This is a genomic window from Allotamlana fucoidanivorans (genome assembly GCF_045788535.1).
Lineage (GTDB): Bacteria > Bacteroidota > Bacteroidia > Flavobacteriales > Flavobacteriaceae > Allotamlana > Allotamlana fucoidanivorans.
This window is the reverse complement of the sequence record NZ_CP074074.1, coordinates 2,008,789-2,025,020: the sequence shown is the minus strand read 5'-3', so window position 1 is coordinate 2,025,020 and position 16,232 is coordinate 2,008,789. Positions and strand designations below refer to the sequence as shown.

14 protein-coding genes are annotated in these 16,232 nt (G+C 36.3%); all 14 read right to left on the bottom strand.

What is annotated here, in order from left to right:
* Position 1: 1 nt before the first annotated feature.
* Positions 2 to 3,196 (bottom strand): TonB-dependent receptor, encoded by a 3,195-nt coding sequence (locus KFZ70_RS09270; RefSeq protein WP_139695080.1) that lies wholly within the window; start codon positions 3,194 to 3,196, stop codon positions 2 to 4.
* A 677-nt stretch (positions 3,197 to 3,873) separates the two neighbouring features.
* Positions 3,874 to 4,665, bottom strand: a complete 792-nt coding sequence (locus KFZ70_RS09265) for a DUF4138 domain-containing protein (RefSeq protein ID WP_139695081.1) — start codon at positions 4,663 to 4,665, stop codon at positions 3,874 to 3,876.
* A 20-nt stretch (positions 4,666 to 4,685) separates the two neighbouring features.
* A complete protein-coding gene (gene traM / locus KFZ70_RS09260; protein ID WP_139695082.1) occupies positions 4,686 to 5,639 on the bottom strand; it encodes a conjugative transposon protein TraM in 954 nt (317 codons plus the stop codon).
* A 12-nt stretch (positions 5,640 to 5,651) separates the two neighbouring features.
* Positions 5,652 to 6,272 carry a conjugal transfer protein TraK gene (locus tag KFZ70_RS09255; RefSeq protein ID WP_139695083.1) on the bottom strand — a complete coding sequence of 207 codons (621 nt, stop codon included), beginning with the start codon at positions 6,270 to 6,272 and terminating at the stop codon, positions 5,652 to 5,654.
* Positions 6,273 to 6,293: 21 nt separating this feature from the next.
* The gene (locus KFZ70_RS09250) at positions 6,294 to 7,133 is read right to left on the bottom strand and encodes a hypothetical protein (RefSeq protein ID WP_139695084.1); all 840 of its coding nucleotides are present in this window, start codon (positions 7,131 to 7,133) and stop codon (positions 6,294 to 6,296) included.
* Complete coding sequence (locus KFZ70_RS09245; protein ID WP_199240647.1) at positions 7,133 to 7,762, bottom strand: conjugal transfer protein; 630 nt, start codon at positions 7,760 to 7,762, stop codon at positions 7,133 to 7,135. The genes KFZ70_RS09250 and KFZ70_RS09245 overlap by 1 nt, the downstream gene beginning before the upstream one ends.
* A 12-nt stretch (positions 7,763 to 7,774) precedes the next feature.
* Entirely contained in the window at positions 7,775 to 10,207 is a 2,433-nt protein-coding gene (locus KFZ70_RS09240) for a TraG family conjugative transposon ATPase (protein ID WP_139695260.1), read from the bottom strand.
* Positions 10,207 to 10,530, bottom strand: coding sequence for a hypothetical protein (locus KFZ70_RS09235; protein ID WP_317128476.1), 324 nt, complete (start codon positions 10,528 to 10,530; stop codon positions 10,207 to 10,209). Before KFZ70_RS09235 ends, KFZ70_RS09240 begins: the two co-directional genes overlap by 1 nt.
* Before the next feature lie 36 nt (positions 10,531 to 10,566).
* Positions 10,567 to 10,854 (bottom strand): hypothetical protein, encoded by a 288-nt coding sequence (locus tag KFZ70_RS09230; RefSeq protein WP_139695086.1) that lies wholly within the window; start codon positions 10,852 to 10,854, stop codon positions 10,567 to 10,569.
* Positions 10,855 to 11,110: 256 nt separating this feature from the next.
* Complete coding sequence (locus KFZ70_RS09225; protein ID WP_139695087.1) at positions 11,111 to 11,776, bottom strand: ATPase; 666 nt, start codon at positions 11,774 to 11,776, stop codon at positions 11,111 to 11,113.
* On the bottom strand, positions 11,776 to 12,315 hold the full coding sequence (locus KFZ70_RS09220; RefSeq protein ID WP_139695088.1) for a hypothetical protein: 540 nt from the start codon (positions 12,313 to 12,315) through the stop codon (positions 11,776 to 11,778). The genes KFZ70_RS09225 and KFZ70_RS09220 overlap by 1 nt, the downstream gene beginning before the upstream one ends.
* A 3-nt stretch (positions 12,316 to 12,318) precedes the next feature.
* The gene (locus KFZ70_RS09215) at positions 12,319 to 12,597 is read right to left on the bottom strand and encodes a helix-turn-helix domain-containing protein (protein WP_139695089.1); all 279 of its coding nucleotides are present in this window, start codon (positions 12,595 to 12,597) and stop codon (positions 12,319 to 12,321) included.
* Positions 12,598 to 12,865: 268 nt separating this feature from the next.
* Positions 12,866 to 13,705 carry an RteC domain-containing protein gene (locus KFZ70_RS09210; protein WP_139695090.1) on the bottom strand — a complete coding sequence of 280 codons (840 nt, stop codon included), beginning with the start codon at positions 13,703 to 13,705 and terminating at the stop codon, positions 12,866 to 12,868.
* Between the two features lie 33 nt (positions 13,706 to 13,738).
* Positions 13,739 to 16,141 carry a bifunctional aminotransferase class I/II-fold pyridoxal phosphate-dependent enzyme/GNAT family N-acetyltransferase gene (locus KFZ70_RS09205; RefSeq protein WP_139695091.1) on the bottom strand — a complete coding sequence of 801 codons (2,403 nt, stop codon included), beginning with the start codon at positions 16,139 to 16,141 and terminating at the stop codon, positions 13,739 to 13,741.
* Between the last annotated feature and the right edge of the window lie 91 nt (positions 16,142 to 16,232).

Sequence of the window (16,232 nt, the reverse complement as noted above, 5' to 3'; positions counted from 1 at the left end):
TTTAAAGTGAAACATCTAGTCCAAACACATAGGATACCGAACGCGGAAAACTTCCTCTATCTATCCCTGGTGTTAAACCATTATTAGCATTCATTCTTACCTCAGGATCAAAACCTGAGTAATCTGTAATTGTTAACAAATTATTAAAAGATGCATATAATCTAAATTTACTTAAGCCTAAATCATTTAAGACATTTTTTGAAAAGCTATAGCCTAAAGTCAATTGGCTTAAACGCGCATATGAAGCATCTTCAATCATATAACTGTCTAATCTTACAAAATTTGCTCTTTGTGAAGGTAATTCTGCGTTTTCGTTAATTGCCTTTAAAGCCTCTACATTTCCTGTAGCTAACAAATCATTTCCTTGGCTATCATATGTTTTATATTGTTTATCGTAAATAAATTTAGCAGTACTTTTATTGGAACCTCCTCTCAATAATTGGTAAACATTCCCGTTAAGTATGTTACCCCCATATTTAAAATTCCAAAACATGGACAAGTCTATGTTTTTGTATCTGAAGGTATTAAGAATTCCTCCAGTAAAATCTGGATTTGCATCTCCTATAAAATCTTTATCTTTTGCATCTAATATTCCATCTGGAATACCATCTGGACCACTTACGTCAACATATTTAGTTACACCGGGTTCAGGTGTTTGAAATGAACTAACAGGAATACCATCTTTCAGCACCCAAGCACTATTATCCGCATCCCAATCAAAATCATCTGTAGTATACAAACCGTCATATACTAGCCCATACATTAAACCTGTAGTCTTTCCTTCTTCAATTACAAAATCTGACCCAGAATTATTAACTGTTCTAGATTGAATCTCCCATCTCTCCTTATCTGCTAATTTTAACACTTTGTTCTCATTGAATGCTATGTTAAAATTTGTGGTCCAACTAAAATTTTCATTTCGTATATTTCGACTTTGAACACCTATCTCTAGCCCTCTGTTCTGAGTTGAACCTATATTTCTTATAGCCGTAGAAAACCCAGAATTATTTACTAATCTAGTACTCAACAACAAATCTCTACTTTCATTTTCATACAGATCTGCAATAATGACTAATCTATTTTTAAAAAACCCCATTTCCATTCCAAGGTTCTTAGATATGTTGGTCTCCCATTTAAGATTCGAATTAGGTAATGTAGGTAAGTATGACACTCCTGGCCTATTATTGTAAGGCGTAAAATCACTTTCATACAAGGATAATGATTGAAAATTTGGTATTCTACTATTTCCTGTTTCTCCGTAAGAAACTCTAAATTTTAAATTCGAAAAAACATTTAGGTTTTCAATAACTTTTTCCTTGTGTGCCTGCCATGACAAAGCAACTGCTGGAAAATAGCCCCATTTGTTGTTTTGACCGAATTTAGTAGATCCATCTGCCCTTAATGTAGCAGTTAAAATATACTTATTAAAGAGTTTGTAGTTGGCACGCCCGAAAAAAGAAAGTAATTTTTCTGAGGCCTTATTAGTATAAGGAATACCCGGTATGGTACCTAACTGCATAGCATTTATCCCAAAATTCTCATCTGGAAATCCACTAGCTGAAACACCTAAACTTTCTGACTTAAATTCTCTAATTTCCTGCCCCACAAGTACATCAAACTTATATTTTTTCCCTTTGAGTATTGGTTTATAGGCTAAAGTATGGTTTCCAAAATATTGATATTGCTTCTGTTGATCCAACTGACCAGAAGGCCCACCAGATAATCTTGCCGAACTAGATCTGGCCGTAAAGAACCGGGAGGTCATTACTTCATTATTGGTCATACCAATTGAAAAACTATATTTAAATGAATCATTAATATCATAGTTTAGCCCAAAAGAATATGTAGCGCGTATTTTTTCTCTATCCCTTAATTGAGTTTGCAAATTTGTGAGTGGATTAACATCAATTACAGTATCATCTTCATCATCAAACAAGGGATCGATATCATTATTAATTAAATCCTCATCAGAAAAATTAATCCCTGCTGTAGGCCTATAATTTATCAATTTTATCATTTGCCTTCCGCTTTCTCCATAGGGACCCACTCCTCTTAAATTGTCAGTAAAATAGTTTATATTTAAGTTAACTTTCAATTTTTCACCCATTTTTTGTCCAAAGCTAGCTCGCAATGCCTGAGTACTATACCCACTATTGGGCACGATATTATCATCGTCATTAAAGGTATATGTCATATTATAAGTATTGCTCGAAGATCCTCCACTTAATGATATTCTTTGCATTTGATTAATTGCAGCTTTACCTCCATAAACCTCATCCTGCCAATTAACACCTTTTCTATTCGCATAGTTTTTCTCTACATCTTCTATCGGCCCATAAATTTCTTCCCATCCTACGCCTCCTCCTGTGCGTTCATAATCATATAAAACATATTCAAGTGGGTTTAATACATCTATACGCCTAGAAGGTGTTTTTACCCCAACAAAAGTTTGGTAGTTTATTGTACTTTTCCCTTCAAAACCCGATTTAGTAGTAATAATAATAACTCCATTTGCACCGTTGGATCCGTATATAGCTGTAGCAGCAGCGTCCTTTAGGACATCGATACTTTCAATGTCGTTTGGATTTAAACCTTCAAAACCATCAATCATAGGAAAACCATCTACTATATACAATGGAGAATTATTTTGTGTAATCGAAATCCCTCCTCTCACTCTAACACTAATTTCTGAATCTTGAGCCGCTGAACTTGAAATGATGGACAGTCCTGGAATCCTACCCTTTAAAGCATCCAAAGCATTAGGCACGGGCACATCCTCCAAATCTTCACCTTTAACCGAAGAAATAGCACCCGTCACATCTTTCCTTTTTTCAGTCGCATAACCTATAACAACAACTTCATCTAAAATATTATCATCAGATTGCAACAATGTAACGTTAATAACACTATTACCCGAGTATGGAATATCAATTACATCCATACCAATGTAACTAAATTGTAGTACAGCACCTCTAGCAGTATTTTGCCTCAATTTCAATTCATAAAAACCATCAAAATTGGCGACTGTAGCGTTGTTTGTCCCCTTTTCTAAAACAGTAGCACCTATTAATGGTTGCCCATTAACATCAATAATCTTTCCTGTAATAGTAATATCCTTCTCTTGCCCCCCCAAATAGTTACTTGAGTACACGCAAAACATCATTAATAATAAAATCTTAACCTCTCTTTTTGTCATGTTTAATCATTTTAGTTTAGTTAATATTAGTTGGCACATATTTAAGAACAACTTCATCTTAATCCTATAATTCATTTAGTTAGAACTAAATTATGTTGTTATCAAATACAACACAAAGTAAATGATCTAGCTTAAATTTAAATGTTAATATTGTTGAATACAGTTGAACTTATGTTGAAGTTTTATCATACTAACCTATTAATCGCCTATCTCTACCGCTATGTGGCTATTTGTAAAACAAACTTGTTTTAAAATTTTCAAGTTAAATTTCCATTTTTGGTAGCCATGACTGAATATAATAAAAGAGAATCCTTATACCGCTTTCAAGTTTGGTGTTGAACTGATTTAGTAAAAAACGAAATTAAGTTACTTTAGCATTGATAAACTCTTTAGTTATATTTAGTAGTAAGGTTATCATTATTAATACTCTTACACATACTCACCCTTCGATTACGTTTGCTAAAACCAATAATGCGTAAAATTCTATTCGTTCAGGGCCCTTATAACAATAAGATTAAACTACTACACGTTCTAGAACAACATACAAAATTAGGTGAGGTTATAGATGTTCACTTAAAAAAAACTACTTTATAACTGGAAAACGATATTTACAAACCATCGTGTATTTGCAATGGATTGGATTGATTGATTTGTCCATAACACATATCTAAAATATTTTAAAAACATATTTCCATCCTTCTATTCCCTTTCTTTTCCGTGAGTTCAATACTTAACAAATCGGTTTTACCTAACACAAACTTCGGAAACACCAACACAAATCTAGTTTTGCTAGTAGAATTTATAATTTTGGGCATTCCATACTCAAACAAAATCTTTTGCTCCACTTTTTGATAAGACGCTCTAAGCTTTTTATTTCCATTTTCAATAAACGCCTTCAGATAATCGACTTCAAAATCAATAGTAGTCCTATTGGTAAATTCCAAAACTAGGTATACTAGGTTTTCTTTATAATCCATATTTTGCAGTTGAAGTTTTAAACCTTTTTCTCGTTTTGTTGCGAGCCGCATATTTTTTGATTTGAGTAACTGCTTACAATGTCCTTCAAAAAAACGCTTGCGAACTTCGTGCTTTTTTACATCATTTAAGTTATCGCGTTTATTAGTTATGGATTTTTCCCGACCGATACTTTCTTCTTTATTTATAAAGTAATTGAGCTTTGTTAAACTGTCTCTGTATTTTAATATGTAAGCGTAAACCTGCCCCATCTTGGTAACAGTAAGCAAATTACTTTCTGTTCCTGGAATGGCTTGTAGTAATCCGAAATACTGTTCTTTTTCCCTATTATAGGTAAACACAAAATTATCTGAACCCGTAATACCTTGCTTGATGGGTTCTGTAAAAAACAAAGCTACATTGTGCGATGCATTTGCATATATGGTATCTAAAGGCTTTTGTGCCCACAAGCTATTTAAACTAGCTAATAGCACTAATGTGATATATGTTTTCATATGATTGTGTTTTAAGATTATTAGCGGTTATCGGTTTTTAAAATGAGTTTGTATTGATCGGCTATAGTTACTTTGACATTGCGATTGTTTCGTTGAAAAATGCGTTTTATGCCATTTACACCTGAGTTTAGCCCAGAGGACACATTTGGCACACCTGCGATATTAATGTCATGAACCAAATCATCGACCAGTTCTTGTCTAGCTTCAGCCCTGAAGCTGTTTTCTATATAAATTCCTTCATTCCCATCCTGAAAATCATAAGCCTTTAATTTAACAGGCTTGTGATTGATGGTACTTATAGCTATAATTGTTCGATTTGGTCTAAAGGTCACAAATCCATAAACCGCTGTATGTTTTGGATAATACGAACCACCAATGGTATTACCCTCTGCTAAGCGCATGGCTAAGCGATAATCTTTTTGAACCGTTTGCTTACCATCCACATAGGCTTGAATCCAAGTTTCAGGGGTGTCATCTATTGGTTTTATTAAGGGTTTTGGTGCTGATGCAAAAAACAACTGGTGTTCCAAAGCCAAGGTTTGAGGATCTTTTTCTGTGACTTTGGTTTCTTCTATTTCCATGGAATTATTACCATTATTTTTGGGCTGCTCTCGTTCCACAGGTTTGAGCTGCTGTCTTGTGTAGGTCTCCTCTTGATAGGTGTAAATACTATCCAATAATTCTTCCTTTTGCTTGTCTAATAGTTTATCATCATAAATCCCATCTTCATTCCATAAATTCTCATTATAAACGCTGGGAGCCATTTGTGTTCTTTCTTCTTTTAAAGCGTCTATGGCCTCTCTTTTAGATTGGTATGTTTTATCCGTTTCTTCTAATACCGGAACAGGTATGTGATTGGTGTCTAATTCGAGGTCATCTTCTGCGTGATTTAAGCTAAGACCATAGGCTATGATAAATACAATCACACAGGCGATCAGCATGATGAGGATGATTTTTTTACTATCTAAATGCATAATTGATGGAGTTTATTCGTTAGTAAAGGCTTCTAATTTTTGAAGTTTATTTTCAAAATAATTTGTGATTAATAATCCATGCGGATTATTGGGAAAATGCCGATCGACATGAACCAGGTTTCCTGAGGTCTCTAAGCGGTAGGTATCCACCACAGAACCACGGTTGATTTCAAAAACGGTGGTTGTTCTAAAGGTATAAGGTTCGGTTTGTGTTTGAATAATAGATTCAATCCTTAGGACTTTTTGAATCAAGGAATATTGCAACAAACGGTTGTAAACTCCATCTGCTCTTTTCTGTTTGTACAGAGCATCTACCGAACTATCGCCTAACCATAAGGCCTTATCCAAATGCTTTTCAAAATTACTGGCATCCAAATGATAGAAATACCGATGAAACTGTTCCAAATGCGACAACAGCTCTACTTTCTGGTGTTCTCGTTGCTCTGCAAGCTTCAATGGGATAACATGACCTTCGGTATTAATCATAAAGGCTTTGTTTAAACTGTCTTTATGCAATTTGACTACGGCTAGGACGGCTACACAAGTGGTAAGCCCGCTTACAAGAACCACAGCAAGGACAACAAACCGATTTAACTTCAGTACGCCGTAAATATTTTTATAGGGTGTTTTCATAGATGTTAATTTTTAATTCAATTAACCTGTAAAGAGTCTTATAACAAAGCTGCTGGCTCTTCTGTAGAGTTTGAATTTTAGCAGAACAATAAAGCCTATGGAACCAAATTGAAGCAGTGGCGCAAAGAAATCACTGCCCCAATCCGTTCCGAAAAGCGCCGACCAAAAATTGCTATTAATCTCAGAGTACAGGTTATTGACAAAAACATTGACCAGAAAAAAAGCAGGCACCAGCATATAAACTGCGGCATAAAGCTTAAAAAAGTTATAGGCCAGATTTCTGAATTTCTCAAATACGGCTAGGCTAATGACAAGCGGAAAAAACGCTTGCATAATGCCCAACAGAAAATATCGCTCTGCTAAAAACAAAGGATAGATAAACAAATCTAAAAGCCACAAAAAGATGCCCATAATAAAGGCTATGGCTTTTAAACCGTATAAGGGTGTAACCAAGGCTTCATACAATAAAGCAAAGGCTTTTTTGGCGGCTTCCAAGGCACCCACATCGCGCTCCAAATCAATGTCCTGCATCTGCAACGGAAGGAGTGCTGGAGCCGTATCACGATACGCCGTTTCTATGGCCACTAAAATACCATCAAACACATCCAATACCTGTGTGGAAAATAAAACTACAATAACCACGGCGAAGTTCTTGGCTAATTCTGTTGGGCTTAATCCCCAGGTATAATCATCTTTATTAACTACGCCTTCGTTATACTTTTTAAGGATGTTTACCAGAAACAGTAAAATGGCTAGTGCCTTCATTCCTGTTAAGGTGTATTGAGAAAAGGCACTGTTCTTAATGGTACTAAACACTGTATCTACATATTCTAATCCTATGCCTAAAACGATTCCTGCCATTAGTATGCACCCTGGCGATTATTAATTTTATCCTGTAAACGTCTAAAGGCAATAATTTCTTTATAACGTCGTGTTTTGGCTTCTATCTCGGCCACCATGTCTTGGGATTGCCGTTCCATCGTTTTCAGTACCTCCACACGTTCGGCATCTGTCATTTTTAAATTATGGCTTGAGAGAATCTGGTCTAAATAATTCAAGCCTTCTAAGGAGTTATCTACAATAGCATTAAAGGATGCAGATACTCGGTTTACTTCATCGGATTTGATATAAGGCGAATTGAGTATTTCCCTTAAATCGTTTTGAATAATATTGTATAGCTTTTGATTGTTTCTCGTGAGTTCCCGAACTGCTTTTAATTGCTTGATTACCGTATTTACCTTTTCTATATTCTCTTTTTGGGTTTTAAGAAATTGTACCGTTTTTAAGAGTTGTGAGGTTTGCTTCGCAGACTCTATCAGAGATTTAGTAAAGCTGATAAAATTCGTATTATCATATACCGGCATCCCCTGGGCCAAAATGTGGCCAGATGTTGAAATGACAAGCAATACTGCTAATACCAAGGTTTTGTTTTTAACAACAAAACAGGTTTTTGGTTTATGTGGTTTCTGAATGTTTTTTGAAGATTTCATAAGGTTTAGATTTTAATTTATAGTTTCTGTATTATGGATGAAGGTGGTAATAGCTTCTTCCATGTTTTTTGTTTGTTCATATATGGCCATGATACGGTCATTTTCTCTGCCATCCGTGAGATAGGCAGCATAGACTTCTTTGGGTACTTCCAAGCGAAAAATGTTGCTTTCCTTTCCTATTTTGATAAAGATTTCGGTATACTTCCTATCGCCGGTTAGTTTATTTCGGATGGATTTTAATTGGTTTAAATCATGACTGGAAAGGTTAAGCCTCTTGGCTAAGGCTTCATAGCCTTTTTCGTTTCTTAGGCTATAAATGATCTGGGTGTTTTCCAAAATACTGGCCGATGTTGACGTATCTGGTAGTTGGTTGATGGATTGTAATATGATGCCGATGGCACCATTTTGCTTTCGTATGGCTTGGTAATAGAATTCTACACTCTCTAGCACATTTGAAAACTTCAACTGTTTGGCAAATTCATCGAATAATATGATGCCTTTTTCCGAGCGGTTACGCCATATAGTGCGTTGGATGGCCGTTTTTATCAATTTCAGCATGACCGATAAAATTTCTTTATTGTCTTTCACTTCATCAAGCTCAAAAACAATGAGGCGCTTGTCCTCTAGTTTATAAGTTTGGTCTTCACTTTCATTAAACAGAAAACTATACAGTCCACCATCAACATATTCCGAAAGGATATGCAAAAAATTATAGACGCTAAAATCCGTCTCTCGTATATTAAGCTCTTTCAAAAGGCTGTCCTTTTTTTGATCTACGAAGGCATACAGTGAAGCTAAGGAGTGCTGTGAGCGAATGTGTTTATAGTAATGTAGCAGCACTTTTTTGATGGCTACCGTTTTGGCTTTGGATACCTCATGCCCTGCAGCCAATAATTCTAAAAGAAAAACAGCAAGGTCTTCCAATCGTTCGGGAGTCAAATCAGTTGCACTCGAAATATAAAAGGGATTGATGCCTAAATTTTTGCCTTGTTCATACCTCAAAATGGTATGGCGCTCAGGATAGAGTTTGGCAAACTTGGCATAAGAACCTCCCAAATCGATAATAACCAGTCGTAGCCCTTGTTCAAAATATTGCCGAAGAATATTATTAGCTAAAAAGGACTTACCTTCTCCTGTGGGGGCAAAAATGGCAAAATTACGCGCTTTGATTCGCTTTTTATCCTCATCCCAAACATCTTTTAAAACCGGGATGTTAAACTGCCGGTCATTAAAAATGATGCCTTGCTCATCAGATTTGTAATTACTGTTGTTGATGAATAAACACAAGGCATGTTTCAAATCGGTTACATACAGATCTTCATTTGAGAAATGGGTCGCAAAAAAGGGATAGGAATTTAAAATATAGTGTTTCCGTTCTTCCCCTTTGGGGTAATGTGGTACGATGTCTAACTCCTTAAATTCGCTCTTTATCCTTGAAGCTATTCGCTTTAAGGCTTTTTCTTCTTTACTCCAGAATACCACATTGAGATGCCCTCTAATAATTCTAGAATGATCGTCTTCATTAATTTTAGCAACAATGGCCTCAATCTTCTTTTTAATAACCTTATTTTGTGTGCCGAAGTTGGCACTCTTACTGAGTTCTTCAATTTTCTTCTCCAATAGTTTACGCCATTTGTGTTTGTCATCTAGATAAATGATGTGATTGATGATATGGTTTTGGTTGAGATTAAGGCCCAGTCCATCCAAAAAGCCCTGATGAAATACAAAGTCATCCGAAGTAAACTTATCATTGGTTTTACTACTTTGTACCGATTCTCCAAAGCACAACTCACTATTGATAGCTAATACATCAAAAATATGTTCGCCAATGGAGATTTTGACATTACCGCTTTCGCGTAGAGATTTTAATTGAATGTCGGTTGTAATCCCCGTATTGAAGCCATTGAAATAGGCATCGGTTAGACCATAAATTTGTTTGGCGTTTAACGGGGTTAATTGTACCGTCCTGCTGTTATTGATATATCCCACGGCATCATTTACAGATTCTACAAATTCTTGTACCTTATTATCGGTGGCTTGGAGATTACTTTTTACTGCTTTACGAAAAGGATTGGTAAACTTGGAGGCATTCAAGGTTTTATCTAATGGCAGAATAAAAAACAAGTAGCTGCTATGTTGTAAATAGTCACGTTCTTTAAAGTGTTTATGGGTGGCCTGTTGTAAAAAGGTTTGCTGTGGTAACTTGTCTACTGCATAGTGTTCTTTTTGATAGATGTCTTGCTTGTGAATTACCGTGCTTGTTGGTAAAGATTTAAAGGCTTGAAACCAGACGCTGTGTAGGTTTTCAAAATCTTGATCTGAAAGCGAATAGATCTCTGGTAATTCCACTTTATAAGCTAATACCACATTACCATTACTGGCAAATACCATGTGCTTATCTATGTTTAATATGGGATAATATGACGCTATGTTTATGGTCTGCATCATGGCTTTGAAATTTGGTTGTTTGTAAAAAGGCTGGTCAATCCCATTTTCTTATTACTGAGGGTTTTGGGGAATACCCTTTTAAAATGTAATAAGCTAGGGTGTTTGGTGAGCTGTGTTAGGGCAAGAAATAGCCCACCATTAAAAAGAAATACCATAACAATAATCCATAAGCTAAATGAAAATATGATGAGTAATAAAGAGCCGATAACCGATGTCATTTGTAAAGCGAACCATGAAATGGGTAAGCCCATAATCATGGCGCGCTTTCTGATATCTTTATAGATGTTGTAAGTTTTCAAAATCTTCTCATTCAAATTCATAAATGTTCATTATGGTTGCCAAATGTCGCTTAGCGACTAGACAACGATTCCTATTAGGTAAGTGAAGATGCCCACTACGGCTCCAGCAATAAGCACAAAGACGAGCACTCGGGTAATGCCTTTTTTGAGGTCGGCATTCTCGCCGAAGAAATGTCCTGCATTAAATAAAAAGCCGATCAAAAAGATTACCCCTAGAATAATAGGGAAAATGACTCTGATGGTATCAGATACATCATTTACGGAATCTTCAATACCTCCGATTTGTGCAAAAAGGGTTTTGCTAACTGTGAATAAAAAAACGGTAAAGATTAGTGATTTTTTCATCTGTTTTTAAGTTTAAATAGTTTGCGTTTTTGACTATTCAAAAGTTACTTAAAAACAAACCTTAAATCACGTAAACACTATCATTTACAGGAATAATTTTATTTGATGTGGATTGATTTTAATTGAAAATAAATGGAATCAAATCGTATGAGGGATTTTAGATTTCTAAATGAAATCAACTTACTTTTGAATATATTTTCTTACTTAAAAACGCTAGATTATTGCAATCGCCATGATTTTTTATCACATTTTTCACTTAACGACGTTTGTCTTGACTATTTTTTTCGAAGGCTATCAAATTAAACAATTCACGCATCCTCGAACGCACCCGATTGCCGTAAAGTTGTTCCAGTTCTTGGGCATTCAAATTGGTGGTGGCATGAGTTTTAAGTTTGGTTTTAAGGAATAAATCATGACGTGATATGAGGATTTCTCCAAGAACATTACAGTCTTTACCATAATGCCTGCCCATTGGTTCTACACCCAAATCATCAAAACAAAAAAACTGGGTATTGCCATAATCTTCTATAGTTTTATACCCCAAGTAATTAAAACCAAAAACGATATTACGTGCTGGAATCATTTTGTAAGGCTTGCGGTGTGGTGTTAAGTAACGCATCAGTGTCATGAGGCTTGTTTTGCCACAGCCTACTGGACCAGATAGCAGAATGCCTTTTTGAGGATCTAAACCCAGTTTCTTGCACATGGTTTTATCTTGAATGGCATAATTACAAAGCTTGAACAGAATATCGCGATCTTCCTCATACAGTCTAAACCCATGACCGAACAGGGACTGCCCTTTGGCTTCCAAATAGACCAGCATTTTATCAAAATCATAGAGAATCTGTTGGCCTCTAAGCTCCCCCAATTCGTAATCGAGCTTACCTTCTGAAATGATATAGGGTTTGTTTTTAGTTTCCATTATAGCGGATCGTTGTAATTTTTATCAGTACTGGTCTTGAGGTTGTCCGTATATGGGACACTGCGGTTCTGTTTTTTGCTGTTTGAAAAACCTTTAGTTTTTAAAATTTTAAAATTTTTCTGTTTGTTAATGTTTTTATTGTTTTCTATAGTTTGTATATGTTTTATTATAGGTACCACTGCTTGTCCACTGCTTGTCTCGATTTTGGTACGGCTTGGGTACAGTACTTGTCCAGAGCTTGTCCCAAAATCGAACATCTTAATTCGACTCCCTTTGAACGGATTATGCGAAGGCGTATACAAAATGTAGTTCCAATGACTGAGCTGTTTAATGCAGCGATGATAAGTTGATTTTGAACCAATCTTGGAATAGACCATCACTTCTTCTCGATTGATGAAAAATGTGGGGTTAAAATAATTAGCATTCCACACCTGAAACAAGGCTATATACAGGCTAATGTGGGTCGGGTTTAACCGATTGTCCTTTGCAAACTGCTCAAACACCCCATTGAGGTGTTTGATGTAATTTATGGGCTCCAAAGCTTAAAACTTATTATGAATTTTGTTTTGCTCCAATACTTTTAGAATGTCTTGGTAATCGTAGTACAACACGCCTCCTACTTTTGAATAGGGCAAGGTGCCATTTATTCTTAAGTTTTGCAAAGTTCCTGGAGAAATACTTAACAAAGCCCTAACTTCTGGGGATTTTAACCACTTTTTATGCACTTGCCCTTGCGTAGTTTCTAAGAGCTGCTTGATGTCGTCCAATAATTCTAATTTGAAATCTCGTAAATCTTCCGAGGTAATAATTGTTGCTGCCATAGGAATTGTTTTAAAAACAAAGCCGCCAAGGTTCATTTCTTTTATGACGACTTTGCTATGATTTGACTTTCGTATGACAAAATTGAAACGACTTTTTAAGTATTCTTCTATAGGCATTCCCAAGGTGGGTGTTTTTTTTCTGCCCAATTTTTGGGGTGTTTTGGACACTTTTGAAGAGTGGGTTCACTTTTTTTTAGTCAAAAATACTTGCCTTTAGAGGTTGCCACATGGAGATACTCATTTTCCCAAGGTGGGTGCGTATTGGGAATTATTCATCTGATGCATCACAGCGTTGGTTCAAACCATCGACCAAACGGTCTAAAAACTTGGTTCGGCTGTGTTTTCGGGCGCGTATCTCTATAAATGTGTGGTAATAATTACCTAAATCCATATTAAATAGGGTTTCAAAAACAACTGCAATTTCTTTGATGTCGGCGGTACCGCTGTTTATGCTACCACTGGCATGCAGGGCATAAATAAGTTCGATGAGATCGGTTTTGCTTCCGGTCCAAAATAATTTTGATACGTGCTTCATGTGAGAGGTTTTAGCGTTATCTGTATCGTTTTCTAATTTTTCAATTTCTTGTTGTAAATAGACAATAAGCATGTCAAAGGCCATGATGGTAGCTACCGTATGATCTTGACAGGTTGAGAATGCATCATCTGTAAAATAATGATAAGAGGCCGTGGGAAAGCGTAAATCTGATTGTCCTCTTAAAAAATACTGAGTATCCAGAGTAGTGGCACCTCGCCGATAATAATGATAGAACTCTAAATTATCATTAAAATACAGCTGAAGTTTATTAATATGTGCGTTTAAATATTTTACCTGAAACTTTGTACTACTTCTTGGCCGTTTGCATTCTATATGGTGTAGCTTTACATAATAGATTAGCTTACTCATGATTTGAGGCTTGACATGTTTGAAAAAATGAATTTCATCCTGCTGACTTTCAAAACCAGATGCTATGACGGCTTGACGTAAGGTTTTGATATACTTTTCACAATGGGATATACCCGTTTCTGCGATAAATAGAATATCGGTTTGTGTTTTATCTATAGCGTCTAGTTGGGTTTCAAATGCCGTTAATACTGATTGAAAATTCATGGCTATAAAATCCCTCAATTTTATAAGCTTGATTTATTCCAAAATTCCAATAAGTTCCAGTGTATAGTTATCTGCTGTTTGTAAATAGGCAAACTTTTCTTCAACCACAGCTCCTAATTTTCGTTTTTCAAAGGCGGCTGTCATTCCAAAATCAATTTTCGGTATTTGTAATGCAATAGCGCGATTAATAGTTTGATACAACAATTGTCGGTACACATGGTATTCTAACACATAGTTGTAATCTAAACCTACAAAAGCTGGAACATACACGGTGTTGTTATTGTTGTAACACAGCATCACACCAATAATCTTTAACGGGTTTTCTCTTAAACGGATGGTTATAAACTCCCAATTGGGGTGTTCAGACATGCTCGCAAACAACTTCTGCGGAAAAGTAAATGTATTAAGTCCCAAATTGTTTTTATGAACGTTATGATACAACTGCGCTATTTGATGTAACTGGGAGGTGTCAGCCTGTTGTAAAACTTCTATATGCAAATTATCTTCATGGGCTAAAATCTCCTTTCTGATATGCCGTCTGTTTCTGGACGAAAGCTGCTGCACGAAGGTCTCCATAGTTATGCCTTCTTTCAAATCCACATGGCAAGCATTGGGCATTTTTACCCGAACAAACCCCTGACCTTGAAAATAATCATGCCATGGGGTATCTGCATCAAAGTCACGAAGCACCACCATTTTCGCTTGAAGCTCTTGCTCTAAGGTTTCAGTCGTTTTTATCAATTGCCCCAAAGCTTCTTGTTTTAAATGATGCTGCTCATTAAGGTACCAATGCTCGCCTTCAGTAAATAAGGATCCCATGCTCAACACCCGAGATGTTAAATGATAGGGCATGGTTTCTCTTTGGTTTTCGATTTGCTTCGATGCACTTTCCTTGGCAAGCATATCATCTTTCCATAATCCCAGCGTAAGAAATGTGAGTAATATGGGCTGCCCTTTAGCATCACAAATTTGAATATACTTGAATGTCCAATTGTGTTCGGGTTTACGGTTTCCACTAAAAACACTTTCTAAAAATTGTAAGCCTTCCCAATCATAAACACCTCTTTTACCAACGGTTGTATTCCAAAGCTGTTTATCAAGCTGCTCAATCCTGCTATAAATCTTTACCTGCAGTTCGGTGGGTACTTTGATTTTGTCCTGTTTTTCCGTTTTAGGCTCCATCTTGAAGGCTTTACAAACCCGCTCTAAATTGGTGTGGGTGTCTTCTAAAGCTTTGGGAAAATGGTATACCATAGCTTCCTCCAAACTTTCAATTTCAGGTTTTTCATTATGTCGTGATATGGTAAGACGCACTCCTGTATTCTTCACAGGTACTGCTGGAAATATGCCCAAATTCACAAAAAACCCTTCTTTCATTAATCGGCTCACAAAATTATAACCTGTTTTGGGCATGACTGTTCCAATAAAAAATACAGGAGAGTGATTTTGGTCGATAAGTGGCAAATTGGTATTTTGCAATAGGATATTGAAATACATAACCCGTTCGTTCAAATCGTTTTGCAATTCATATATCTCTTCACTCAGATGGATATCTGCTGATGCTATGGCTGCAGCTACTGAGGCGGGTTCAAGCTGGGCAGAAAAGGTCAGCGGCCCGCCAAAAGTCTTTATTTCGTGATACATTTTTTCATTTGAACAGGCTAATACGGCACCGCTAGCTCCAAAGGTTTTGCTTAAGGTTCCAAATACCAACATATGCTCTGAGAGTTCGCCCAATTCCCCAAGCGCATAGCCCGTGCCGTTCTTTCCAGTCCAACTCATACCATGCACATCATCGATATACAAATGCAGTTGCGGGTATTTAAGACAGAGGGCTTTTAAATCTTTTAAGGGTGCAAAATCGCCATACATGGAATAAATGCCATCGGCCATATACCATATGCGTTTATGCTTATCGGATAAACGTTTGATTTTATCTTCGAGCATGTTTAAATTATTGTGCCGAATCATATCAATGGGTACACTGCGGTTCTTTAATACCTTGGCGGCACTCTGTACACTCCAATGTACTTGATGGTCTAAAATAATAGCATCTTGATCACTTACCGCATTGGGGATAACACCCATATGTCCTAAGGTGCTGTTCTTGGTAATAATAATTGGATTTTGATACATTTCGGTTAGCTTAGCTTCTAACTCAGCATACAAGGGGTTGGAAATATAGGATTTCGATAAGGGAAATTGGGTGCCATATTTTCGGATGGCCTCAATAGCTGCTTCCTTTAAACGCTGGTCTTGTTCCAAACCCAAGTAGCCAGTTGTTCCAAAATGAAATAGGTTTTGACCCCCAACACCTATCGTTCTTCCTGAGAAATCTTCGCCTTCAGCATAAAGGTGCATGATACCCTGCTGTTTTGCGTCTGTAAATACCTCGTTTACGGTATCTAAAAAATTGTTGTGTGTGATTTTTGCCATAATTTTACGTTTTATGTCATAAAATTTAGGGCGGTTTGTAGGTATTTAATAAATCTAGAGTTCAAAAATCCCTTAGGGTAAAATTATTATC